Source organism: Desulfovibrio biadhensis, from assembly GCF_055388615.1.
Window position 1 is genome coordinate 3,142,806 of record NZ_AP042477.1, and the last position, 23,154, is coordinate 3,165,959.

Consider the following 23,154-nt stretch of genomic DNA (forward strand, 5'->3'; position numbering starts at 1 on the left):
ACTGAACTGATTGTTTCTCATTTCTTGTAGTGTTTTTAGCACTCAGCAATTTGCCTACAATATTGGATCGGTTTTTGCTCGTCCGGGCACAAAATCCTCCCTTCAGCAATGTTATTGTTTTTATTTCAAAACTTATGCTGCTTGTCTGTCAGATTGAGATCATTCGTTTCTTTTGTCATTCGCGCTTCGCTACTTTGTATCAGATGCGCCGTGTACAAAATAAATGCTGCGAAAAAATGCATTTTTTCTCTAGTCATTGTTTCCAAAGTGTCATTAAAATTGAAGAATATGTTGCTGAATGTAATGTATTTAACTCAAGAGTGTTCGATATAACTAAAAACACAGCGAAATGGAGAGCAAAATGAAAGGGCACATTGTCGGCTTCGTCGAAATGACTGACGGCTCAAATGTTGATGGGCTTGATTATGAAATAATCAAAATACTTCTTCATGACGGTCGTACTCCAGTCGCTCAGATTGCAAGAATGGTCGGGATATCGCGAACAGCTGTCAATGAACGAATAAACAGGATGGTGTTTGATGAAATCATAGAATTTACTGCAGTTATTAACGCAAAATCTCTTGGATATGGATCGCCGTTGTTCCTGGAAATTGAAGTAAAGCCGGATATGCTGGATAAAATTGGTATGCAATTGTCGGAATATCCTGAAGTTAGCATTGTATATCAGATGACTGGCAATACTACACTCCACGTCCATGCGTATGTGCGGAACAACGATGAATTGGCAACGTTTTTACGTGACAAAGTCTACAGTATCAGAGGCATTGTTAACGTGAATACAAGCATGCTCATTAAAAGATACAAGTCAAATCTAAATTTGAGATGATACTTTTTTTGATGAAATTGGTTTGGCTTCTTCATCGTGGCAGCGATCAGTCTTCTTTTGATGAGCAATAGGAGAAGTTCTATGATTATGAATTTTCCGATTGAAACGGTTATGTTTCTTTGGATAATTCCATTTGTAATTGCATTTTGGCTCATTTTTGCCACACGGAGTAAAAAGTAAGGAGCAAGCCAATGACCACAGGAATGATAATTTTCTGTGTTTTCCTCGCAATTATGGTTGCAATTGGATTAGTGACGGCACGTCTCCAACATTCAACAACAGCTTTTTGGGTTGCTGATCGCAATTTTGGCGTGCCCATTCTGGCCATAGCAATCCTTGTTTCTATTATGCATGGGGGATCCCTGATAGGCGGCGCCGGAGCCATCGGTTCATGGGGCGCTATCACGACGAATAATCTGAGCTTTGCACTGGGTTTTGTTGTCGTGTTGTTTTTTATGGCGGAAAAATTGCGGAATTTCGGCGGGTTTACATTGCCGGATTTTCTGGGTGCACGCTATGAGTCATCTGCAATGCGCCAGTTTTCCGCCTTTGTCGTGCTGGTGGCAGCCGTGGTTTCACTTATTGCCCAGACAAAGGCCATGGGCGTCGTCGTCATGCAGCTGTCGGGCTTGAACCTCACTTGGGCGCTCATCATTACGACCAGTATATTTGTGTTTTATACAACAATCGGCGGCATGATGGCGGCCATTTGGACGGATATTGTTCAATGGCTGTTCATGATTGTCGGTATCGGCGCATTGCTGGTGGTTGTCATGCCCAAGGTCGGGGGAATAAGCGGCATGGCCGCCACCCTCAATACGTTGGACCCCAAGTGGACAACAATCACGGGTTCATGGAGCTGGACAGGTATTCTGACCTGGTATCTCGTCTGGTTTATCGCCTATTTTACCCGTATCGAATTCGTGACCAAGATGTATGTGGCCAAAGATGTGCGCACCGCAAAACGTGCCACGGCCTGGGGACTGGTTCTGGTGCTCATTTTCTTCAGCTCCATAGTTTTTCTGGGGGGCGCCGCCCGCATCCTGGTGTGGGATAATCTCGGTAACCCGGACCAGGCTTTGCCTGTACTAATTTCAACATATCTGTCGCCTTTTTGGGAAGCATTCGCCCTGGCAGGTGTGGCAGCAGCCTCTATGTCCACGGTGTCTTCGCTGCTGTTGCTTTCAGGGGCGGCCATTGCTCATGATTTTCTGCGCAAAACGTATTATGAGCCGCGCGGCATTGAAAAATCGGAGAAGTTTTATCTCCGCGCTTCGCAGTTTACCCTCTTGGGAGTGGGAATTATTGCCCTGCTGGGCGCTTTGAATACGCCCACGCTCATTCTTACCATTGTCTCCTACGCAGTGGCGCTGTCCGGTGCAGCGTTTGCCATGCCCATATTGCTGGGGCTGACCTGGAAGAGAACTACTCCTGTAGCTGCTTTGTGGTCCTCTGTTGCCGGTTTCTGCGGCACGGCATTGTGGGCCATCCTTATTGAAATGGGGCACACCGAGCTCAAGGCTGTCCACCCCATTTTTCCAGGACTCGTGCTTTCTATCGTCATCATCGTCGCCTTGAGCCTGTTGACGCGCCCTGCGTCTGCTGCAGCCGTAGATGTCTTTTTCCCTAAGAAGCAGGAGAAACTCTCATGAATGAAATCAGAATCCTGAGCCGCGGCGGACAGGGCGCTGTAACGGCTGCAAAGATTCTTGTTGGCGCTGCGATCAAGGAGAATCTCTACGCGCAGGCAATACCCAGTTTCGGCCAAGAACGGAAAGGCGCTCCTGTATTTACGTACGCAAGAATCGATGCCTTTCCCATTCTGCCTCATACGTATGTGTACGAGCCGGATACCGTCGTCATGTTCGACAGCACGCTTATGGATCTGGGGATCATGCCTGAGGAGGGCATCAAGCAAGGCGCGGTCCTGGTGCTGAATGCTTCGGGTGATATCTGGTCTTCCGGTCATGCTGCCGTGTATCGCGCTTTTGGTCGTGTCGGGGTGTTGGATGCCTGGTCAGTAACCAAAGAATGTATAGGGAATGTCCCCCCGAACGCTGCGATGCTTGGCGCATTCGTCCGTACAACCGTACTCGTTGGGCTGGATGCCTTGCTTGAAGCAATGGCGGAAGCATTGCCAGAACGCCTTGTCGAAAAGAATCAGAAGTGTGTGCAATTGGCATATGAAAGGACGGTGCTCCATGGCTAATCAGGATTGTCCCCTGTGCGGCATAACGGCAAGGAAAATTGCAGACACGCATACAGGTGCATGGCGTCTTGAGCGACCTGTCGTAGCTGTAGATCAGTGCATTTCATGCGGTATCTGCGAAAATTATTGCCCCCTGGGGGTTATAGTCTGCGAGAAGGATTGCCCGGCTGTGATTGACTATGTGTACTGCAAAGGGTGTGGCATTTGTACGACAGTATGCCCCAAGCAGGCCATTTCTCTGCTTCTGGAAAGTGCAGCAGACGGACAAGGAGAGCGCGAATGAAATACGCACTTGATGGAAACAAGGCCATCGCCTATGGCGCGCGTCTCGCACGACCGAAAGTGGTGGCGGCTTATCCTATAACGCCGCAGACACCCATTGTGGAAGAATTGGCGGTGGACATTGCAGCGGGCAGGCTGGACGCCAGCTACATTGCGGTGGAATCCGAGCATTCGGCCCTGAGCGCCGTCGTCGGCGCAGCCATTACGGGCGTGCGGGTATTCACAGCTACTGCCGGTGCAGGGCTGGCGCTGATGCATGAGATCGTTGGCGTTGCGGCGGGTAACAGGTTGCCTGTCGTAATGGGCATATCCAACCGCAGCCTGCCGAGTCCGTGGTCGCTACAGGCAGACCACTCCGACTCTATGGCGGAGCGGGATATGGGCTGGTTGCAGCTGTACGCAGCCAGCGCACAGGAGTCTCTTGATCTTATCATATTGGGCTATGCACTTGCGGAAGAGGTGCGTCTGCCCGTGATGATCTGTCAGGACGGTTTCTTCGTTTCCCATGCCACCAGCGTGGTGGATGTACCCGAGCAGGAGGCAGTGGACGCATTTTTGCCTTCTTTTGAACCTGGAGAGGTGGTTTTGGATCCAGACAATCCAATGACCATCAATCAGCTCAACTCCGCATCCACATTCACAGAATTGAAATACCGGCAGCAAAAGGCGCTGGAAAACGCACTCGGTGTCTTTCAAGAGGTAGGAGCAAAATATGATAGTCAATTCGGACGCAAATACTCTCCCGTGCAATGTGTGAATTGCGAGGGAGCGGACATGATTCTCGTCACTCTGGGGTCTTGTTTTGGGGCCGCGGTTGAAGCCGCGGCGTCAATGAACAAAGAAGGGATGAAAGTGGGGATTGCAAAGATCACTCTTTTCCGCCCATTTCCATATGCCGCCGTTCGGGATGCATTGGCTGGCACAGGTTGTGTGGCGGTGGTTGACCGCTCCTGGGGGCTGGGGTCCGAAGGGCCGCTTTCCCTAGAAGTGAAAACTGCGCTCTATCCTCTGCAGCAGCGCCCTGCTGTCTATAGTTTCATCGCCGGGTTGGGCGGGCGCGACCTGCACGCTGGGACTTTTATGCAAACAGTGCGTAAGGCGCGTGAACTTGATGCTATTAAACAGATACCGACAGGGTCGATCTGGGTGGACTGCAAGGAGGTGACGGCATGACAACCCTGGAGAAACCCAAACTTCTGAGTTCCGGACTGACGACGTGCGCCGGGTGCCTGATGGAACTGGTGGCAAGGACGGCGCTACGGGTTCTGGGTAGAAATACAGTGGTTCTCACTCCGCCGAGTTGTTCCGCCATTCTTACGGGATATGGCGATGAAACTGGTCTTGGCGTGCCCGGATTCCAATCCAACCTGGAAAACATTGCGGCTTATTGTTCAGGCATCCAGACAGGGTTTCATGTCCAGGGCAGGGACGACATCCACATACTGGCCTTTGCAGGAGATGGCGGAACCATGGACATCGGCCTGCAGGCCCTTTCCGCAGCCATCGAGCGCAGGCATCGATTCATATACATTTGCTATGACAATGAAGCCTACATGAACACGGGCATTCAGCGCTCAGGAGGAACGCCTCTTGGTGCATGGACCACCACCACCCCGGCGGGTGCCCTTGTGGGGAAAAAGAATATCGTGGGCATGCTGCTGGCCCAGGGTATTCCCTATCTCGCCACGGCATCAGCTGGTCATGTCAAGGATTTGGAGAAGAAGGTCGCAAAAGCGGCCAAGATCGACGGTCCATCGTATTTGCATGTGTTGACGCCATGCGCAACGGGCTGGAGATTTCCTGCCAAGGAATCCGTGAACGTCGCCAAGCTTGCAGTGGAAAGCAGGGTTTGGCCACTTTTGGAGTCTGTGAACGGAAAACTTCGTCTGACAAAGGAAATCAGGAAGCCCAGGGCTGTTGAAGAATACTTCGACTGTCAGGGGCGCTTTCGGAACCTTGATGCTGCAACGAGACATGAATTGGCCGTCTCGATAGACGATAATTACAACGTATTGTTGCAAACACAGGAATTGCAGAAATGAATACAGGCTTGGATCACTTCTTCCGCGCTCAAAGCATCGTAGTGGTGGGCGCATCCGCAGATCCGGGAAAGGCTGGCTATCAGATTGCTAAAAACCTTCTCGAATCCACATACAAGGGTCGAATTTATCTTGTAAATCCTAAACTGGATACGCTTCTTGGCAGGCCTTGTCATAGCTCCGTGACTGCTATCCAGGACGACATCGAGCTGGCCATCGTCACCGTACCGGCAAAGGCAGTGCCTGGTGTTTTCAGGGAACTCAAGGAAAAAGCCACTGTAAAAGCCGTGGTGTGCGTAGCTTCGGGTTTCAGCGAAACCAAAACAGAAACTGGACTTTGCCTAGAGCGGGAAATACTTGCCACGGCAGAAGAGGGTGGTTTCAGGGTCATGGGACCCAATTGCGTCGGCGTCATTGACGTCAATACCGGTGTGGATACAACCTTTGCCAGCGGCATTGCCAAAATTCCGGGCGGCATGAGCGTCATCTCGCAAAGTGGCGCTTTTGGTGCAGGTATGATGGTATTCGCAACCCGCAGCCCTGTGCCCATGGGGTTTTCCAAGTGGGCGCACGTGGGCAACCAGAAAGACGTCACCGTCCAGGAAATATTGCGTTACTATAGGGACGATAATGCGACCAAAGTCATTGCCATGTATATGGAAGGCCTTGAAAACGCAAGGGAATTTTTGGAAGTTGCCCGGGAGGTGGCGGAAACGAAAGCCGTTCTCGTCTTAAAAGTGGGGCGTAGTTCCATTGGTGCAAACGCCGCGGCCTCCCATACGGGCTCCCTGGCAGGTGCCGATGCTATTTACAAAGGAGCATTTGCCCAGTCCGGCGTGCAGCGCATGCTGACTATGACGGAAATGCTTGATACCGCCAAAGCGCTTTCCATGCAGCCATTGCCAGCCGGAAACAGGGTTGCAGTGCTCACCGAAGCCGGTGGTCCCGGCATCGTGGGCATGGACGAACTGGGACTCAGCGGTGATGCTGTTTCAGCAACCTTTAGTAATGCCACAATTGAGGCTTTGAAGGATCTGTTGCCGGATATGGCGATAGTGGATCACATTCCAGGGTACGTGGATATGACCGCAGCCGCCAATGAAGAGCATCATGCCCTCGCAATGGATATCATCCTGAAGGACTCCGGTGTGGACGCAGTGGTACATTTCAGTGTACCCCCTACATTCATCGATCCTGTGGAAATGGCTCGTAAGACAGCAGATGTTTTGCGAAACACCGAGAAGCCCGTTACGGTTTGTTACATGGGCGGCGATGGTGTGCCTGAGGCAATGCGCGTGTTGGAGCAAAGCGGTGTACCTTGCTATGACATGCCCGACAGGGCCGCCAGGGCAATGGTAAACATATTGCGCAGAAAAAAGATACTTGAGCAATTGGACAAATGCGGAGGCTTTGGTCAAGGCGCCCCCGTTAGTGTCGCAAGCAAGAAAATGCTTGCAGTCGCCGCGGCGGATAAAGGGGCATTGACTGAAGTTCAGGCGCGGCAAATTCTGAAGGACGCAGGCATCCCCCTTCTTCAGGCCGAGATGGCGGTAGACGCCGATGCGGCTGCAGACATTGCCGATCGTCTGGGCTTTCCGCTTGTGATGAAGATCGTATCACCCGACATACTGCATAAGAGTGATGTGGGTGGTGTATGCGTGAACATCCAGAGCGCCGATGCTGCGCGAGAAGCCTATACAACCATCACTGAAGGTGCCAAAGCTGCAGTGCCTTACGCCGTGATCCAGGGGGTGCTGCTGATGGAGCAGGCACCTCATGGGCCGGAACTCATCATCGGTGGGCTGCGCGACGCCCAGTTCGGTCCCACTATTATGGTCGGTTTCGGAGGGATTCATGTGGAAATCCTGGAGGATGTCGCTTTGGCCATGGCTCCAGTGACGCCCGAACGGGCCATGCTCATGATCCGTTCCTTGAAAATGTACCCTACGTTGACGGGCATTCGCGGAGCAACGCCTTGCGACTGCGAAGCCCTGGCCCTTTTGGTGTCTCATGTCAGCCAGCTTATGGCGCGAGAATCCAGCATTCGGGAAATTGATCTCAACCCGGTCCGCGCCTATCCTGACGGCGTTAGGATTCTGGATGCAAGGATCATCGTACAACAGGCGGACAATTCCTGATCAGACCTCACTCCCCTGCCGCCCTGCAAGTAAGGGCGCCACGAAAAAGGCCCGGCATCCTTTCCTTGCGGATGCCGGGCCGGATTTTTAATATCCAAACCGGAGGCGTTGGGAATCAGACTTCGAAAAGCTGTTCGAGGTCTTCGCGGGTAAGGGATTTCCAGGCTTCCTGGCCGGGAATGATGGATTCGGCCACGTTGCGTTTGGATTCCTGCAGCTTGAGGATTTTTTCTTCCACCGTGTTCTGGCAGATCATTTTGTAGGCAAAGACCTGGCGGGTCTGACCAATGCGGTGCGTTCGGTCTGTGGCCTGGTTTTCCACGGCCGGGTTCCACCAGGGATCGTAGTGGATAACGTAGTCCGCGCTGGTGAGGTTCAACCCTGTACCGCCTGCCTTCAAAGAAATGAGGAAGATGGGGATATCGGGATTGTTGTTGAACTCGTCCACCTGATCAAAACGGTCCTTGCTCGACCCGTCCAGATAACTGAAAGGCGTATTGTTTATCACCAGCCAGGAGCGGATGATGTGCAGCATTTGCACGAACTGGGAGAAAACCAGGACCTTGTGCCCTTCGTCTATGATGTCGGTGACCATGTCCTTGAAGGCGTCGAACTTGCCTGAAGGCAGGTTGGTGGAGACACCGGGCATGTCGAGCTTCAGCAGGCGCGGGTGGCAGCAGATTTGGCGCAGCTTGAGCAGGGCGTCCAGAATGGACATCTGACTTTTTGCAATGCCTTTCTGGTCCACGTCCTGCATGACCTGCTCCTTGAGCTTTTTGGCCAGGGAGGCGTAAAGATCGAGCTGTTCATCGGCCAGGGCGCAGTAGTAGACGTTCTCCACCTTGGGCGGCAGGTCTTTGGCCACTTCATTTTTGGTACGCCGCAGAATAAAGGGTTTGACCCTTGTGCGCAGGTAATCCAGGGTTTCAACGTCGCCATCCTTGATGGGTTTGACGATGCCGCGCTGGAATGAATGCTGCGAGCCAAGGAATCCCGGCATGAGAAATTCAAACAGGGACCAGAGCTCAAAGAGGTTGTTCTCGATGGGCGTACCCGAAAGGCAGATGCGCAGCTTGGAAGCCAGCTTGCGTACGGAGCGCGCGGTTATCGTGTTTGGATTCTTGATGTTCTGCGCTTCGTCAAGAATGATGGAGTTGAACTCGTATTTTTGCAGTTCCTCCAGGTCGCGGCGTAACAGCGCGTAGGTGGTGATGACAAGGTCTGCGTCCTTGATCTTGACGAACATCCCTTCGCGGCGGGTACCGTAAATGATCAGCCGCCCCAGCTCTGGTACGAACTTTTCCGCCTCACGCTCCCAGTTGGGCAGCACGGAAGTGGGCACCACGATGAGGTTGGGGCCTTTTGCGCCTTTTTCCTTCAGGTACTGGATAAAGGAGAGGGTCTGGATGGTCTTGCCCAGGCCCATTTCGTCGGCAAGAATACCGCCGAAGCCGTACTCGCGGAGGAAGTTGAGGTAGTTCAGCCCCTGATTCTGGTAGGGACGCAGTTCGGCCTGCAATCCCTTGGGCTGCGGTACATGCGCAACTTTTTGAAAGTTGTGGATGTTGGTGCGCAGCTTGTTCCAGAAGGAATCTGTAGTGACCTCGGGCAGGTCTTCCAAAAGCTTGTCCAGAACGGGCGCTTCGAACTGTTTGAACTGCTTTTGCGGCGGCTTTTCGGGATCGTACCCCAAGGCCTTGAGCTTATGCGCGATCTGCTTCAACCAGCTTTCGGGCAGGCTGGTATATGAGCCGTCCTTGAGCTGCACGTAGCGTTTTTTCTGCGTCCAGGCCTTCCAAATCTTCTCGATGGGGACCTTCTGGTCGTCGTACTCCACGGCAAGGTCCAGGTTGAACCACTTGTCTTCTTCCTTGCTTTCAAGCTTGGCCACAATGGTGGGCTGCGACAGGCGGACCTTGTAGCGAGTAAGGTTCTTTTCGCCGTAGATGCGGTACTTCTCCACCATTTGCGGGTAGTGGTCCAAAAGAAAGGTGATGGCTTCTTCAGGCTCCAGAAACCAGATGGAATTGCTGCGCGCCTGGAAATTCATATCCATCAGTTGCTGCGTGAGTTCGGCTTCTGCAGTCTGGTCGCGCATGAGCAAAAATCCCTTGCTCTGGTACTGAAAGCTGCCGGTCTGCAGGTCGGAATTGGGGCCGGGAAGAGGTATCTCCCCGTACTCCGTGTCATAGGTGTTTTGGATTTGGAGGGTCAGCAGGCTGCCTTCTTCATCCAGAAACAACTTGGGATTATAACTCGCCGGCACGAAGATGGGCTTCATGTGCTCGAGGAATTCGTCCTGCTCGTGCAGGTCGGAAGCTGGCAGCCGGGTCCAGACGCGATCAAGGAACTCGGCTATATCCGCATGCGGAATAACGGGCTGTTGCTCCACCAGTTCCTGAATCAAGGAAGGCGCGAGCCCCGTCTGCACCGGGTAGAAGCTTTTGTTCCAGCATACCCACAGAGGCATGTGCCCATAGAAATAAATTTCATGCCCCAGAATGGAGAAGGGGGGCTTTCCTTCGCGGCCAAGCATGACGTCAAAGCCGAGACCGTCTTCCGTGAGTCTGGGTTTGAGCATGAGCCGCATGGTCTTGTTTTCAATCCGGACAGGAGAGTCGGAATCACGCCAGAAAAGGTAATATTCATTCCCGATGGAGCGGAAGAACCAGGTCATGAGTCCGTCAGGAATCTCTACCCGGTGTCCTTCGTAGCCAATATATTGCTCCACCTGTTTTGAAACCATGGGCAGGTAGGGCGACAGTTCGCTCCAATCAGGGTTGCGAATAATCTGTTCCAGGGTCAACGGATTTTGCACGGTGGACAGGCCGGATTTATTTTGGCGTGCGCGGAAAAAGGAGACCTGTAGGCGCCCGGCCTCGGGGTGAAAATGAAAGACCAGGTAGTGGCGGCCGGGTTCGGGTTCCGGCTCGGTGGCGAAAAAGGAGCGGAACGTCTGGCGCCATTCCGTTTTCGGTAGCGCCGGCGCTTCCTCCTTGTTGCCCGTCTCCAGGGATGAAAGCAGCTTCAGCGCAGCGGCGCCGACATGGCGGCAAACACCACTGAAATAGTCCGCACAATTGCAATTGTACGAAACATTGGTATCTTTGAGGTTTATCAGAATTTCAGGTGAATAGACCTGAAAATCCTCACCTTGGATACTGGCCTCGATCTCCCAGATGTTCTCGCCTTTTTTGAGGCCGAGCTTTTGCACGCCTCCATTGGTGACGATATACTGCGAGCCCTCGAGGATGTATTCGGGGATGGAGTCTTTGATGAACTCCTGGAGCCGGGCTTTTACCCTGCTCTCTTCATTTGTTTCCATGATGTATGCTTTACTCCTGGGAATTCGAATACTTCTTGGCGACGGAGCAGGCGGAATACGCAAACCTGCCACTGCTGCAGTCGCCCCCAGGACTGCGGCAGCAGGCGCACTATTCTCATAAGACCCTTTGCGCCCTCTGTGCAGTCCGAAACCATACGCAAATAGATAAGCCTTTTCAAGAGGGGCTTGGCTTTTTCTCCGCTCTGATTCATACTCCAGACACAATGGTTCTTGGTACCTATTAAAGAATGATACGTGATTTGAAAAAATTCGCAACCGACAAAGGATTATTTCATGGTTAGACCGTTTAGCGTTTTTGCACGTGTTCTGCTTTGCACAGCCGTGATGTGCTTTTTCTTGGCTGGTTGCGGTCAAAGCACTGAAGAGGAAAAGCCTGCTGCCGAGCAAACTCAGGCTGCGCCGCAAAACGACACCAAAAAGGAAAGCGCTGCTGCGCCGGAATCTCCCGTCTATGGCGGACGCATCATAATGGGGACAATAGGTGAGCCGTCGAACCTGATTCCACCCCTTGCTACGGATAGCGCCTCCCACGAAGTCGCGGACCTTATCTATACCGCACCCCTCAAATATGACAAGGACCTCAATATCACCACCGAGGCGGCTGAGCAGTATGAGGTTTTGGAAGAGGGGCGTCTTCTGCGCATCACCCTGCGTAAGGGCATAAAGTGGGATGATGGCGTGGAGCTGACAACCGACGATGTTCTTTTTACCTACAACCTGATGGTTGATCCCAAAACCCCTACGGCCTACGCAGAAGACTACAGGCAGGTTTCCGAGATCAAGGCCCTGGATCGCTATACCTTTGAAGTGCGTTACGATAAGCCTTTTGCCCGTTCGCTGATTACCTGGATGCACGCCATTTTGCCCAAGCACGCCCTTGAGGGGCAGAATCTTTTGGATACGCCGCTTAGCAGGCAGCCCCTGGCCAGCGGTCCCTACCGTCTGGCAGAGTGGGTGCCAGGACAACGGCTGGTGTTGGAGTCCCGTGACGAGTACTTTGAAGGGCGTCCCAAAATTGATCAGGTCATCTACAGGGTCATTCCCGATATGGCGACCATGTTTTTGGAGCTCAAGGCCGGCAACCTGGACATCATGAGTCTGACGCCGCAACAGTACCTTTACCAGACCAAGGGCGCTTCCTGGGAAAAATGGCAAAAATTCAAATTCCTGGCTTTCGGCTATACCTATCTGGGGTACAATCTGGAAAAGCCCATGTTCAAGGATGTGAAGGTGCGCCAGGCGTTGACATACGCCATCAACAAGGAAGAAATCGTCAAAGGCGTATTGTTGGGGCAGGGCGTACCCACCATTGGCCCCTATAAGCCAGGGACCTGGGTGTACAACGATCAGATCGTACCCTATGGCTATGACCCCGACAAAGCCAAGGCCATGCTAGCAGAAGCCGGCTGGACAGATTCCGACGGGGACGGCATCCTGGACAAGGATGGAGAGCCTTTTGCTTTTACCATTCTCACGAACCAGGGCAACGACTTGCGCATCAAGACGGCCACCATTATCCAGGAACGTTTGAGCGATATTGGCATCAAAGTTGACATCAGGACTGTGGAGTGGGCCGCCTTTGTCAAGGAATTCATTGACAAAGGGCGATTCGATGCAATGATATTAGGATGGAACATACTGCAGGATCCAGATATCTATGACGTGTGGCACTCCAGCAAAGCCGGCAATGGCGGCCTCAATCATATCCACTACAAAAACCAGGAAGTCGACCGCCTGCTGGAGCAGGGGCGCACCACCATTGATCGTACACGGCGCAAGGAGATATACGACAAGCTGCAGGTCATTTTTCACCAGGACCAGCCCTACTGCTTTTTGTACGTCGCCTACTCCCTGCCCATCGTCAATGGACGCTTCCACGGCATAGTGCCGGCACCCAGCGGCATTACCTATAACTTCACTGATTGGTGGGTTCCCAAAGCGCAACAGGGGTATTCAAAAACACAATGATTCGGATCAATGAAATCCTGGACAAGGTGCAGAACTATATGCCGGCAGCCGGCATTGCCTTGATCCAGAAAGCATACATCTTTTCGGCCAAAGCCCACGAAGGGCAAACCAGGCGTTCGGGGGAGCCGTATCTTTCCCATCCGTTGGAGGTGGCCAATATCCTTGCTGAAATGCGCATGGATGAGGCTGTCGTTACCGCCGGTCTGCTGCATGACACGGTGGAGGACACCAAGGCCACCATTGAAGAGCTGGATATTGATTTTGGTGAAGAAGTCGCTGACATCGTGGACGGCGTTACCAAGATCAGCCAGATTACCTTTGACAGCAAGGAACACGCCCAGGCCGAAAATATCCGGAAGATGATTCTGGCCATGGCCGAAGACATCAGGGTGCTCATTGTGAAGCTTGCCGACAGGCTGCACAACATGCGCACCCTGGAGTTCATGCCTGAGCACAAGCAGAAGCTGATCAGCTATGAAACGCTGGATATCTATGCCCCCCTGGCCAACAGGCTGGGGTTGCACAGGGTGAAGATAGAGCTTGAAGATTTGGGGCTGCGCTATACAAAGCCCGATGTCTACAGTCAGCTTTACGAGGGGGTGCGCAAGCGCCAGACCGTTGGCAAGGAATACGTAGAAAAGGTTGTGGATATCATCGAGCAGATGCTCAATGAGAACGGAATCAGGGGCCGCGTAAACGGTCGCATGAAGCATCTGCACAGCATCTACCACAAGATGATGGTCCAAAATCTGACCCTGGACCAGGTTTACGACCTCATTGCATTTCGGGTGATGGTCAACAGCATCAAGGATTGTTACGCCGTGCTCGGACTTGTGCATGCAGCCTGGAAACCCGTGCCGGGGCGCTTCAAGGACTACATCTCCATGCCCAAGGCCAACATGTACCAGAGCCTGCACACCACGGTCATCGGGCCGGATGGCGAGCGCATAGAGATTCAAATTCGTACCGAAGAAATGCACCGCTTCGCCGAATACGGCGTTGCCGCGCACTGGCTCTATAAGGACGGTGGCAAGCTCAAGGGCAGAGACGTCGGCAACTTCAGCTGGCTCAGGCAAATTCTGGATTGGCAGAAGGAAGAGAGCGATTCCCGTGAATTCATGCGCTCCCTCAGGTTCGACCTGTTCAAGGACGAAGTCTATGTTTTCACCCCCGCTGGTGAGGTAAAGGAATTGCCGGAAGGCGCCACACCTGTGGACTTTGCGTATTTCATCCATACTGAGGTGGGCAATCATTGCGCCGGGGCCAAGGTCAACGGTAAGCTGGTGCCGCTTTCCACAGCGCTGAAGAACGGCGATACGGTGGAAATCATCACTGACGGCCACCGCCACCCGAGCCGGGACTGGCTGAAGTTCGTCAAGACTGCCAAGGCCAGAACCCGCGTCAACCATTACATCCGTACGGAGGAGCGCTCCCGCAGCATTGCCCTGGCCAAGGAAATGCTGGAAAAGGAAGGCCGCAAGATGGGCATCAACGTGGCCAAGGCCATGAAGGCGCACCAGTTCGAGCCCCTGGCCAAGGAATTTTCCTTCAAGAGCGTGGACGATTTGCTTTCTGCAGTGGGGTATGCGCGCATAACCCCCCAGAAGGTGTTGCGCAGGTTGCTGCCAAAGCCCGAGGAAAAACCGGAGGAGATTCGCGAGGAGCGCGACGAACAGCGCGAACAACGGGATCAACGCGAAGAAACCGCCCGCAGCCAATCGCCGGACAGTGTCGTCATCAAAGGCGTGGACGATGTATTGCTTCGCTTTGCCAAATGCTGCAACCCGCTGCCGGGCGACCCTATTGTGGGGTACATCAGCCACGGTCGTGGGGTCACTGTGCATACAACCGACTGCCCGAACCTGCATACCATGGAGCCGGAACGTTTTCTCGATGTCTCCTGGGCAGGGCAGGAAAATACACCTTTGCCGGCCAAGATCCGTATCAATTCGCGCAATGTGCCCGGCGCTCTTGGCGAGATCGCCGTGTTGCTGGCCGAAGAGGGCGTGAACATCGACGCGGGCAACTTCCACTCCACAGTGGACGGGCTCACGGAAATACACTTCACCGTGCAGGTGAATAACGCCTCCACGCTATACAAGGCGCTCGAAAAGCTGCGCTCCCTGGGGCCAGTTCTCGAAGCCGCCAGAGTCACCTCCCAAACGCATTGATCTGCAGGCAGTTGTATACTGCCTTACTGCTCTTAAACAAAACGCAAGGCCCCGGGGTTGTTCCCGGAGCCTTGCGTTTGTGCGGTTATGAGTGAGGGGGTGTGTGCGGTATTCGGGGCTGGCGCGCTACTATCCCGAATGCCGCTACGTTTTGTTACTAGCCGCCGAGCAGGTTCAACGCCATGCGGGGCAGGCTGTTCGCCTGGGAAAGCATGGCAACTGCTGACTGGGTAAGAATCTGCTGACGTACGAATTCGGTCATCTCCAGAGAGACGTCGACGTCGGAGATGCGGGATTCCGCAGCCTGCAGGTTCTCGGACTGGATTTCCAGGTTCGTGATGGTGTTTTCCAGACGGTTCTGGATGGAACCCAGGTTGGCGCGGATTTTATCCTTGGAGATGATCGCGTTCTGGATCTTATCCAGGGATTCCTGGGCCAGCTGCTGCGTGGAGATGGAGTTGCCTGCGGCAAGTCCCAGCCCCATGGCAGAAGCCGTAGCCGTGTCGATCTGGATGTAGTAGTAGTCCTCTGCCGAGTCGTTGGCGGTACCGAAGTGAATCTTCAGCTTACCAGTCGAGTTCAGGGTTGAACCGTTGTGGGTGCCGTTGGAGAGGTTACCGTTGAGCAGGTAGATGCCGTTGAAGTCCGTGGCGTTGGCGATACGGGTGATTTCCGATGCCATTGCCTGATATTCGGAGTCGATGATCAGGCGCTGGTCAGAGGTGTAGGTACCCGTTGAAGCCTGTTCGGCCAGTTCCTTCATACGGATCAACTTTTCGTCGATAACGCCCAGGGCGCCGTCCGCCGTTTGAATCAGCGAGATGGCGTCGTTCGCGTTGCGAACGCCCTGGTTGAGAGACGAAATGTCTGCACGCATAAGCTCGCGAACAGCCAGACCGGCGGCGTCGTCTGCAGAAGAGACGACACGCAGTCCCGAAGAGAGCCGGGATACTGATGTGCCAAGGTTGTTGTAAGACGTTCTCAGATTGCGGGCCGCGTTCGAGGCCATCAAGTTATGGTTGATAACGAGAGACATGGCCATTCCTCCTTGAATTGAATGTGGCTTCCTTGCCGTTGAGGGGTCTAAGGCCGGAGGATCCGCGGTCCTGCCGGCCAAGCTTAAACCTCTCCTCACTCGCCATTCTTATCGTCCAACTGCAGACTTAACTTTAGTTAAAAAATCTAAAAAAATAGTATCGTCTGCATTTCTGGTTCCATGCGGCGCTTGCGATGCGCTGCACGGCGGTGTATCTGTAAACGAGTAGACACATCATAAAGGGGATAAGCGTGCTGCGTGAAGTGATTGGCTATGAAGAGCTCTGCGCCAGAGAAGGCGCGCGGTTGCAGCAAGGCATGCATTATCGCCTTGGTGGAAGCCATAGCGTGATGCTGCTGTGTGCGAAACGTGGAGCCCCCTATGAAGACCGGCACGTGGAAAAGGGGGCCGCCATCATTTATCAGGGGCACGATGCGCCTCGCAGCTTCTACACCCGTGATCCAAAACGCGAAGACCAGCCAAGATGCACCGCTTCCGGGCAACTGACGCAAAATGGCTCATTCCTCAAGGCGGTTGAGCTTACAAAGGCCGGTCTCATGCCGCCTGAGCAGGTGCGGGTTTACCAGAAGCTTGCTCGCGGCATCTGGTGCTGGCTGGGAAGATATTTGCTGGTGGACGGCTGGCGAGACCATGACGGCGTACGCCATGTGTTTCGCTTTCGTCTCGAGCCGGAGCGGCAGGAGTCTGCCCCGCAAGTGGAAAGAACCCGCACCATCCCCCCTGCAGTCCGCCGCGCAGTCTGGAAACGGGATCAAGGGCGGTGTGTCATATGTGGGGCGACCGAAGATCTGCACTTCGACCACATTATCCCGTTCAGCAAGGGTGGCTGCTCCTGGAGCCTGGACAATGTGCAGTTGCTTTGCAGCAGGCACAATCTGCGCAAAGGCGCCTCCATATAATGGAAAACGGCGCAAAAGACTTCTTCCAAACGTCACAATCCACAGGTATTATCAGGGCTCTGGGTCTGTTGTGACTGCCGCTTTGCCTGGGCAGGCAGCAAGGGCCACCTGGATTGGTATGGGAGTCTTTCCGACATTAAGTGGGGGTAAGGATGGAGAGGAGTGCCACTTTCTCTTGTTTACAAGCTGTTCGGCAACGACGGTGCCCGGGCCAGGCTTGCTCTCGAGACATTGCAGATCGCAGCTGACCAACGCGCGCATTTTGACCTGTTCATCCATTGGCCGCCAAAAGGCCCCCCTGCAACGCGACTTTCCCTGAGAAACGTCGTGACGGGGCAGCTTCATTACGCTGCCGACGGCCGGTCACGCATTACCACGTCCTGGTGCGGGAAGCAGGTCTGGGTGCGTTTCATCCTGCGCACCAGCGCTTGCCCGCAAGGCGAGTGCTATGTTTTCAACTCCGAGATGCTGGACATACGCGCCGGAGAGCGCAGGCCAACCCTTGTGCTGGAGGTGCCGAAACGCCTGGATGAGGTCAGCCAGCGCAACAACGTGCGTATCTGCGTGCCGGAACGCTACATGCCTTCGCTTCGGGTCTGGCTTCTTAACGCGCAAGCAAGTGTGGATGGCATCGACCTTGGCGCATTGGGCAGCCCTGTATTGGAGATTGCCCCGGATCGTCTGGGCAATGTGTTGCTGCACAACCTTTCAGCAGGCGGGGCGCGCATTTCCTTCAAAGGCGACCGTAACCGCAAGGCGGCCAGTTATCTGCAGGGGGAGCGGCGTATCCTGGTCTGGCTGGCGCTGCCTGAATTGGCGCGGGAAAAAGGGCATAGATTCCTGCTCTATTCAAGGATAGCCCGTCGCACGGAACTTGAGCGCTCCCGCGTGGATGTGGGCATGCATTTCTTGCAGGCAGGCGTCAGGGATTCCGCTGGCGGGCTTGTGTGGCAAGACGTTGCAAAGGACGGGGTGGAAACCCTTGCCACTTGGATTAATCGTCGCAGCAAGGACAGGGTTGGCGTGAAAAGCGACGGCTGATGCGCCGACCGGGTATCAGGCCGTTTCCAAAGGCAGATAGAATGAGAACGTGCTGCCTTGCCCCCGTTTGGAACTCACCTCGATACGTCCGCCAAGGGCTTGGGTTTCGGCAAGCACGGCTGAAAGTCCGACACCGCGTCCGGAGAGTGCGGTCACTTCGCTTCTTGTGGAAAAAGAATCCTCAAAGAGTAGGGCAAATCCTTGTTCGCGCCCCATGGCTGCGGCTTCATCTTCGTTGACAATGCCTTTGGCCACGGCTGCTTTCTTGACTTTTTCGATGTCTATGCCGCGACCGTCATCCGCAATATTGATTTTGAAGATGCCGTCGCCTTTGTCTTCGATATTGCATAGAATTTTTCCGTATTCCCGCTTGCCGGACTCGAGCCGCTCCTCTGGAGATTCTATGCCGTGGTCGATCATGTTCCGGAAGATGTGGACCAGGGACTTGAAGAAACGCAGGTAGCGCTGCTTGTCCACGTAGCAGTCGTCTCCCGACACGATGATGGGTTCGATTTGCTTTTCCAGGCGCCCGGCCAGCCCTGCAAGGTAGTCGTCATAGCCCTTGAGGATTTCATTGACGTTGTGACTGCGCATGCGCCTGAGCATGGGAAGGACTTGCTGGCGTTCAGGTTCCCCGAGCAGGCCGGAGATACGTTGCTCCACTTCCATCAATTGTTCGCGACTGATGAGAAAACGCTCCTCGGTTTCGAAAAAGCTGCGCCCCAGCGCCTCTACGATGATGGACTTGTCTTCGGCCATGATGGCCTCTGCGTCCCATTCGCGGCTGATGTTCAGGAGTTGTTCTGCGGAGCAGCTTTTGCCCTGCTTTTGATCGGCGCACAGATCTCCCAGCATGTCTTCGAGGTCATGCAGTCTTGATGCGGTGTTGTGCATGCCGAGTTGGGCGAAATCCCCCTTGAAGGTGTGCACCATGCGGAAAAGCTCATTCAATGCAATTGCTGGTGTTGCAGCGCCCTCTATGATGGCTTTTGCCTCTTCATTCACAAAGTCTTTGAAGCTTTCGATGGCTGCGTTGACGTCGGATTGTTCTGCCAGCGCCTTGACCACCATGCGCAGGTTGCTGCGCTCCCGCGCCATTTTCTGCTCGAGTTCTTTTTTCTCCGTTATGTCGGTGAGCACCAGCATCAGACGTTTTTCCCCCATGTGGGTAATGACCTTGAACTCGATGTGGACGGATTTGTTGTATATTGAGAATTCACTCGGCAAGAGCGAGAGGTAGACTTTTTGCTGCAGTTCTTTTGATGCGTCGAAAACATTAGCGAGAACCTGTTGCAACATGCTGGCGGTGTCTTCCTTTACATGGCGTTGCATCAGCTCTACAAAGTGGCGTTTGCCTATGGGGCCGCGGAAGATGTTCACGCACTCCAGACTGTATTCCTCCGAAACCAGGAGATCGGGGCCAAAGGAAAGAAATCCCTGCCCCGCGTTGTCCAAAAGGTTTTTAATGGAGTCGTTTTTATCCCGCAGAGCATTGTTCTTGTCTTCGATTTGCTTGCGGTGTTTGGTTTCGGTTTCGTTGGCAAGGCGCAGAATCTCTTTCTGTTGCTTGAGCAGCTCGATCTCTTTTTCCCTGTTGCGAGAAAGCTCGATCATGAAGCGTTTGATGCTCACCACCCCCATGAAGCGTTCGTCCTCCGTAATCACAACCATGTCGTAAAGTTCTTTCTGGTTACGATTCATGGCGATCATGGAGATGGTCGCAATGTCGACGGAAACGTCCACAACAAGGGGGTGGGCATTCATGACCAGCTTTACCGGCCGTTTCAAAAAGAGGTCGCGCCCGTAGAGGCTTCCAAGCTTTTGGTAGTACTCATTGCGCATTACCAGGCCGAGGGGAGACTGTGCAGCGTCCACGATGACAACACCCTCCGCCGTGGGGTGCCCCTCGAAGAAGTCATGCAGCTCTCCTCCTGGCGTATTCGGCAGAAAGGTGTGGGTGGCTTCCACGAGTTTCCGGATGTTGTCTTCTTCCCTGGAGCCGTTCGCTAAGGACTTGTCGGCTGCGTTATACAGCTCCGCAAGCTCGGTTATGGTCGATTCTGCTGATGCATCTGCGTGCGAGGGCGTCTCCACGGAAACCTCCTTTGAAACGTGCGCTTACGGCTACCAAAAACGGCCGATCAGGAATTCATTACGTCCTGAATGGCCTCGAGCACCTTATCTGCCTCGAAAGGCTTGGTCACATAGTGTTTGGCCCCTGCATTGAGGGCTTCCAGAACTTTTGCTCCCTGGCCAAGGGCGCTGACCATCATGATCCGTGCTTCGGGATCCTGTTCGATGATCTTTTTAAGACACTCCAGGCCGTTGAGCTTGGGCATGGTGATGTCCATGGTGACCATGTCCGGCTTGAGCTCGGCGTATTTGGACAACCCTTCTTCACCGTTGGTGGCCTCACCGGCGACCTGGTGCCCTGCATTGAGCAGAATTTCCTTGAGGTTGTTGCGTGCGACAATGGAATCGTCGACGATCAGTATGTTTGGCATGGCGTTCTCCTCGAAGCTTTGCGCTACTTGAATACAGGCGATCCGAGCCCGATAAAGAAATCGAAATTGCCGAAGGGAAGGGTGAATGGCACCTTATAAACGACACCAATGGATTTGAGTATGCAGTCGGTCTTGCTTTCAGAAGGCGACAGCTCAAGCTCCACCCAGTCGTTGGAAAGCTTGGAAAGAAACAGCCCGTTCTGGGTGTTCATGAATTCTCCAAGGGCATCGATGGCAAGTTCATCGAATGTGGAGATGTCCATTTTGGCAAAACGGCGTGCGAATTCCGTCATGCCGTATTTCGACCCTGAAAGCCCTGTGAAAATCTTGAAGCGACCGAACATTTCCTGGTGAACAAGGGCGTTCAGCGATTCCTGCTTCACCAGTTCTGCAGGCTGCAGCAAAATGCCGTCATCGATGAAACGTACGAGATTGCGCACGAACAGGGAAAAGTAGTCTCCGTAAACATTCTCGTCACCCAGTTCCGGCAGTTTCACGATGGCTTTTGCCACGGTGTCTATGTCATTGGCCTTGAGTGCTTCGAATTCCGTGTCGCTGAATCCTGAATCCCGGCGGTATTCATCCAGCACGACCTCGATCTGTTCAAAGGACATGAATTCTTTGTCCACCATGGCCTGGCTGATGAGCAGGTGGCGCTTGTTCTGTTGGCCGAGCAACGAGGTAAGCTGCTCCTCGTTGAGGTAGCCCTCGTCGATGGCGATCTCGCCAAAACGCTTGTCTACTTGCGCCTGGAGCGCATTTGTGCGCTCAACCTGTTCTGCTGTCATGAATCCTGCGTCGATGGCCAGGATGCCTAATTTAACGCGCACAGCATTTTGCAGCGCGAGGACTTCACGGAGTTGGGAGGCGTTGAGCAGACCTCGCTTGAGCAGGTAGTTGCCGAAAAACTGGCTGAACATTGAGATGCTCCTTCGATTCGATATTTTTGAACGCCACTAGAGTGGACATGAGGTGCTCCTCTTTACGTTCTCCGTGTTACATTTTGTTCAATGGCGGGTGTCGATCTGATGCTATCCAACAGATTGAGTTGTCGCAGGCAAAGGGGAAAAATAAAAAAAAGAGCGCCATCACGGGCGCACTAGGGAAAGACCGGCATGATTTCCGGTATGAAATAAGGGGCAGGAACGCGGCTGGAAAAAAAGCAGCCAGGGAAACGGTCGTTTGCCTGGCTGCTCAAGGGCGGAGCTAGCAGAAACTGCGCTGCTGGCGGCGGCGTTGCCCCCAGGCGCGATAGACGCTGCCCAGTGCATATGCAAGGGCTGCGAGAAGCAGAAGCAACAAGACATAGCCGGCAATATCCAGAGATGCCTCGATGAAACTGATGCTGCTGGTTACGAAATCAGAAATGTTGACGAAGAGATGGTAAATATCTTCGGTGGGCTGTCCGCGAAGGAGTACGAAGACGACAAGCAACACTACACCCCACAAAAAAGCGGTTTTGCAGAGTTTAGGTTCGAGCTTGAATCCTTTTGTAAGAGAATTCTCCATGATTATCACCTCGTTACGGCTCGTATTGACGTCGTTGACATGAGCATCCCCAGCTCGTGACCCTCGGACGAAATTGCTGCGAGCACGAAAAACCAGTCCCATATTGCTCGAAGCAGCGCCCCCGGCCGTGACGCAGTGGCCGCAGGCGTACAGCTGTCAGGCGGTGACGTGCTACACCTCCCGAAAACAGCAGTCAATAAATCTCTTAGCGCAGTATGGGCCGAAGGTAAACCGAATAGAGCATGGTAAACAAGACAAAAGAAGACAATAGTTCCTTTGGGCAGTGTCTAATATTCTGAAAAAAATGATAAATCTATGCGGTCGGTTGGCTGGCGGCGTAGCGTTCTATGGTGTGCTTCAAATCTTCGATGATGATGGGTTTGCTGAGAATATCGGCCATGCCCGCTTCATAGCAGAGTGTGCGCTCTGCATCCGTGACGCAGGCGGTCACTGCGATGATCGGGGCTTCGGACAAAGGACTGGATGCATCATGGAGAATGGAGCGGGTTGCTTCCAAACCATCCATGACAGGCATTTTTAGATCCATGAGCACCAGGTCGGCAAGTTCATGCCGCAAATAATCCAAGGCCTCCACGCCATTTGCGGCGCATCTTATTTCATGCCCAAGCTTTTGCAGCGCTTTTTCCAAGAAAAAACGATTCACGGGGCAATCTTCAACTATAAGAATAAGCATCGGGGCTTTCCTCAAAAACCTTGCGAAAAATGGTTGTTTTCTATGGTGCAGATGCCCGTCAAGGCTTCCTTGAGCTTCTCTATCTGGACGGGTTTGCGCAATACGACGTCTGCGCCTAGTCGTTTGAAGTGTCCATCGGAGAGGGGTTCAGCGCCATTAGGGATTCTTCCTGCCAAAACCACAATGCACGCACGGGGAAAGAGTTTCTTTGCGGTAGGTACCTGCTCCAGCCAGTTCCCCCCGGAAATGAATGGATCCAGGACAACTGCGTCAGGCGTGATGTCCTGCGGGGCATTGCTTATCTTTTGCGCACAAAAGGTGCTGTACCCCAACAGGGACAACGCCTTGAAAAGCATCTTCATGACGAGTTCGTCTTCGTCTATGACAAAGGCAATTGGTCGCACTTTGGTTTTGCTTCCTTGATTTCCAGAGCGTTATGCAAGGATACAG

Annotated in this window: 19 protein-coding genes; 11 read left to right on the forward strand and 8 right to left on the reverse strand. The window is 53.5% G+C overall.

Annotation, left to right across the window (positions count from 1 at the left end):
- Positions 1-361: 361 nt before the first annotated feature.
- The 7 genes from ACZ5EH_RS13570 (at position 362) to ACZ5EH_RS13600 (ending at position 7,515) form a co-directional block, all read left to right on the forward strand.
- Entirely contained in the window at positions 362-847 is a 486-nt protein-coding gene (locus ACZ5EH_RS13570; RefSeq protein ID WP_464274416.1) for an Lrp/AsnC family transcriptional regulator, read from the forward strand.
- Between the two features lie 191 nt (positions 848-1,038).
- A complete protein-coding gene (locus ACZ5EH_RS13575) occupies positions 1,039-2,499 on the forward strand; it encodes a sodium:solute symporter family protein (RefSeq protein ID WP_464274417.1) in 1,461 nt (486 codons plus the stop codon).
- Entirely contained in the window at positions 2,496-3,056 is a 561-nt protein-coding gene (locus ACZ5EH_RS13580; RefSeq protein ID WP_464274418.1) for a 2-oxoacid:acceptor oxidoreductase family protein, read from the forward strand. The genes ACZ5EH_RS13575 and ACZ5EH_RS13580 overlap by 4 nt, the downstream gene beginning before the upstream one ends.
- Positions 3,049-3,339, forward strand: a complete 291-nt coding sequence (locus ACZ5EH_RS13585) for a 4Fe-4S binding protein (RefSeq protein WP_464274419.1) — start codon at positions 3,049-3,051, stop codon at positions 3,337-3,339. Before ACZ5EH_RS13580 ends, ACZ5EH_RS13585 begins: the two co-directional genes overlap by 8 nt.
- Positions 3,336-4,511 carry a transketolase C-terminal domain-containing protein gene (locus tag ACZ5EH_RS13590; RefSeq protein WP_464274420.1) on the forward strand — a complete coding sequence of 392 codons (1,176 nt, stop codon included), beginning with the start codon at positions 3,336-3,338 and terminating at the stop codon, positions 4,509-4,511. The genes ACZ5EH_RS13585 and ACZ5EH_RS13590 overlap by 4 nt, the downstream gene beginning before the upstream one ends.
- Positions 4,508-5,380 carry a thiamine pyrophosphate-dependent enzyme gene (locus ACZ5EH_RS13595; protein WP_464274421.1) on the forward strand — a complete coding sequence of 291 codons (873 nt, stop codon included), beginning with the start codon at positions 4,508-4,510 and terminating at the stop codon, positions 5,378-5,380. Before ACZ5EH_RS13590 ends, ACZ5EH_RS13595 begins: the two co-directional genes overlap by 4 nt.
- Positions 5,377-7,515 carry an acetate--CoA ligase family protein gene (locus ACZ5EH_RS13600; RefSeq protein ID WP_464274422.1) on the forward strand — a complete coding sequence of 713 codons (2,139 nt, stop codon included), beginning with the start codon at positions 5,377-5,379 and terminating at the stop codon, positions 7,513-7,515. The genes ACZ5EH_RS13595 and ACZ5EH_RS13600 overlap by 4 nt, the downstream gene beginning before the upstream one ends.
- A 115-nt stretch (positions 7,516-7,630) precedes the next feature.
- On the opposite strand, the gene ACZ5EH_RS13605 is transcribed toward ACZ5EH_RS13600, so the two are convergent.
- Positions 7,631-10,840 (reverse strand): DEAD/DEAH box helicase, encoded by a 3,210-nt coding sequence (locus ACZ5EH_RS13605; protein WP_464274423.1) that lies wholly within the window; start codon positions 10,838-10,840, stop codon positions 7,631-7,633.
- A gap of 294 nt (positions 10,841-11,134) precedes the next feature.
- Between ACZ5EH_RS13605 and ACZ5EH_RS13610 the strand changes: the two genes are divergently transcribed.
- Positions 11,135-12,829 carry a peptide-binding protein gene (locus ACZ5EH_RS13610; protein WP_464274424.1) on the forward strand — a complete coding sequence of 565 codons (1,695 nt, stop codon included), beginning with the start codon at positions 11,135-11,137 and terminating at the stop codon, positions 12,827-12,829.
- On the forward strand, positions 12,826-15,000 hold the full coding sequence (locus tag ACZ5EH_RS13615) for a RelA/SpoT family protein (protein ID WP_464274425.1): 2,175 nt from the start codon (positions 12,826-12,828) through the stop codon (positions 14,998-15,000). The genes ACZ5EH_RS13610 and ACZ5EH_RS13615 overlap by 4 nt, the downstream gene beginning before the upstream one ends.
- 157 nt (positions 15,001-15,157) lie before the next feature.
- On the opposite strand, the gene ACZ5EH_RS13620 is transcribed toward ACZ5EH_RS13615, so the two are convergent.
- Complete coding sequence (locus ACZ5EH_RS13620) at positions 15,158-16,036, reverse strand: flagellin N-terminal helical domain-containing protein (RefSeq protein WP_464274426.1); 879 nt, start codon at positions 16,034-16,036, stop codon at positions 15,158-15,160.
- A 251-nt stretch (positions 16,037-16,287) separates the two neighbouring features.
- Here ACZ5EH_RS13620 and ACZ5EH_RS13625 point away from each other — a divergent pair, with 251 nt between their 5' ends.
- Positions 16,288-16,956 carry an HNH endonuclease gene (locus ACZ5EH_RS13625; protein WP_464274427.1) on the forward strand — a complete coding sequence of 223 codons (669 nt, stop codon included), beginning with the start codon at positions 16,288-16,290 and terminating at the stop codon, positions 16,954-16,956.
- Positions 16,957-17,118: 162 nt separating this feature from the next.
- The gene (locus tag ACZ5EH_RS13630; protein ID WP_464274428.1) at positions 17,119-17,997 is read left to right on the forward strand and encodes a PilZ domain-containing protein; all 879 of its coding nucleotides are present in this window, start codon (positions 17,119-17,121) and stop codon (positions 17,995-17,997) included.
- Between the two features lie 15 nt (positions 17,998-18,012).
- On the opposite strand, the gene ACZ5EH_RS13635 is transcribed toward ACZ5EH_RS13630, so the two are convergent.
- The 6 genes from ACZ5EH_RS13635 to ACZ5EH_RS13660 all read right to left on the reverse strand — a co-directional run bounded on the left by ACZ5EH_RS13635 (position 18,013) and on the right by ACZ5EH_RS13660 (position 23,108).
- The gene (locus tag ACZ5EH_RS13635) at positions 18,013-20,091 is read right to left on the reverse strand and encodes an ATP-binding protein (protein WP_464274429.1); all 2,079 of its coding nucleotides are present in this window, start codon (positions 20,089-20,091) and stop codon (positions 18,013-18,015) included.
- Between the two features lie 47 nt (positions 20,092-20,138).
- Positions 20,139-20,501, reverse strand: a complete 363-nt coding sequence (locus ACZ5EH_RS13640) for a response regulator (protein WP_464274430.1) — start codon at positions 20,499-20,501, stop codon at positions 20,139-20,141.
- A 23-nt stretch (positions 20,502-20,524) separates the two neighbouring features.
- Positions 20,525-21,421 (reverse strand): hypothetical protein, encoded by an 897-nt coding sequence (locus tag ACZ5EH_RS13645; protein WP_464274431.1) that lies wholly within the window; start codon positions 21,419-21,421, stop codon positions 20,525-20,527.
- 286 nt (positions 21,422-21,707) lie between these two features.
- Positions 21,708-22,010, reverse strand: a complete 303-nt coding sequence (locus ACZ5EH_RS13650; RefSeq protein WP_464274432.1) for a hypothetical protein — start codon at positions 22,008-22,010, stop codon at positions 21,708-21,710.
- Positions 22,011-22,323: 313 nt separating this feature from the next.
- Complete coding sequence (locus ACZ5EH_RS13655; RefSeq protein WP_464274433.1) at positions 22,324-22,704, reverse strand: response regulator; 381 nt, start codon at positions 22,702-22,704, stop codon at positions 22,324-22,326.
- A gap of 11 nt (positions 22,705-22,715) precedes the next feature.
- Positions 22,716-23,108 (reverse strand): hypothetical protein, encoded by a 393-nt coding sequence (locus ACZ5EH_RS13660; protein WP_464274434.1) that lies wholly within the window; start codon positions 23,106-23,108, stop codon positions 22,716-22,718.
- Between the last annotated feature and the right edge of the window lie 46 nt (positions 23,109-23,154).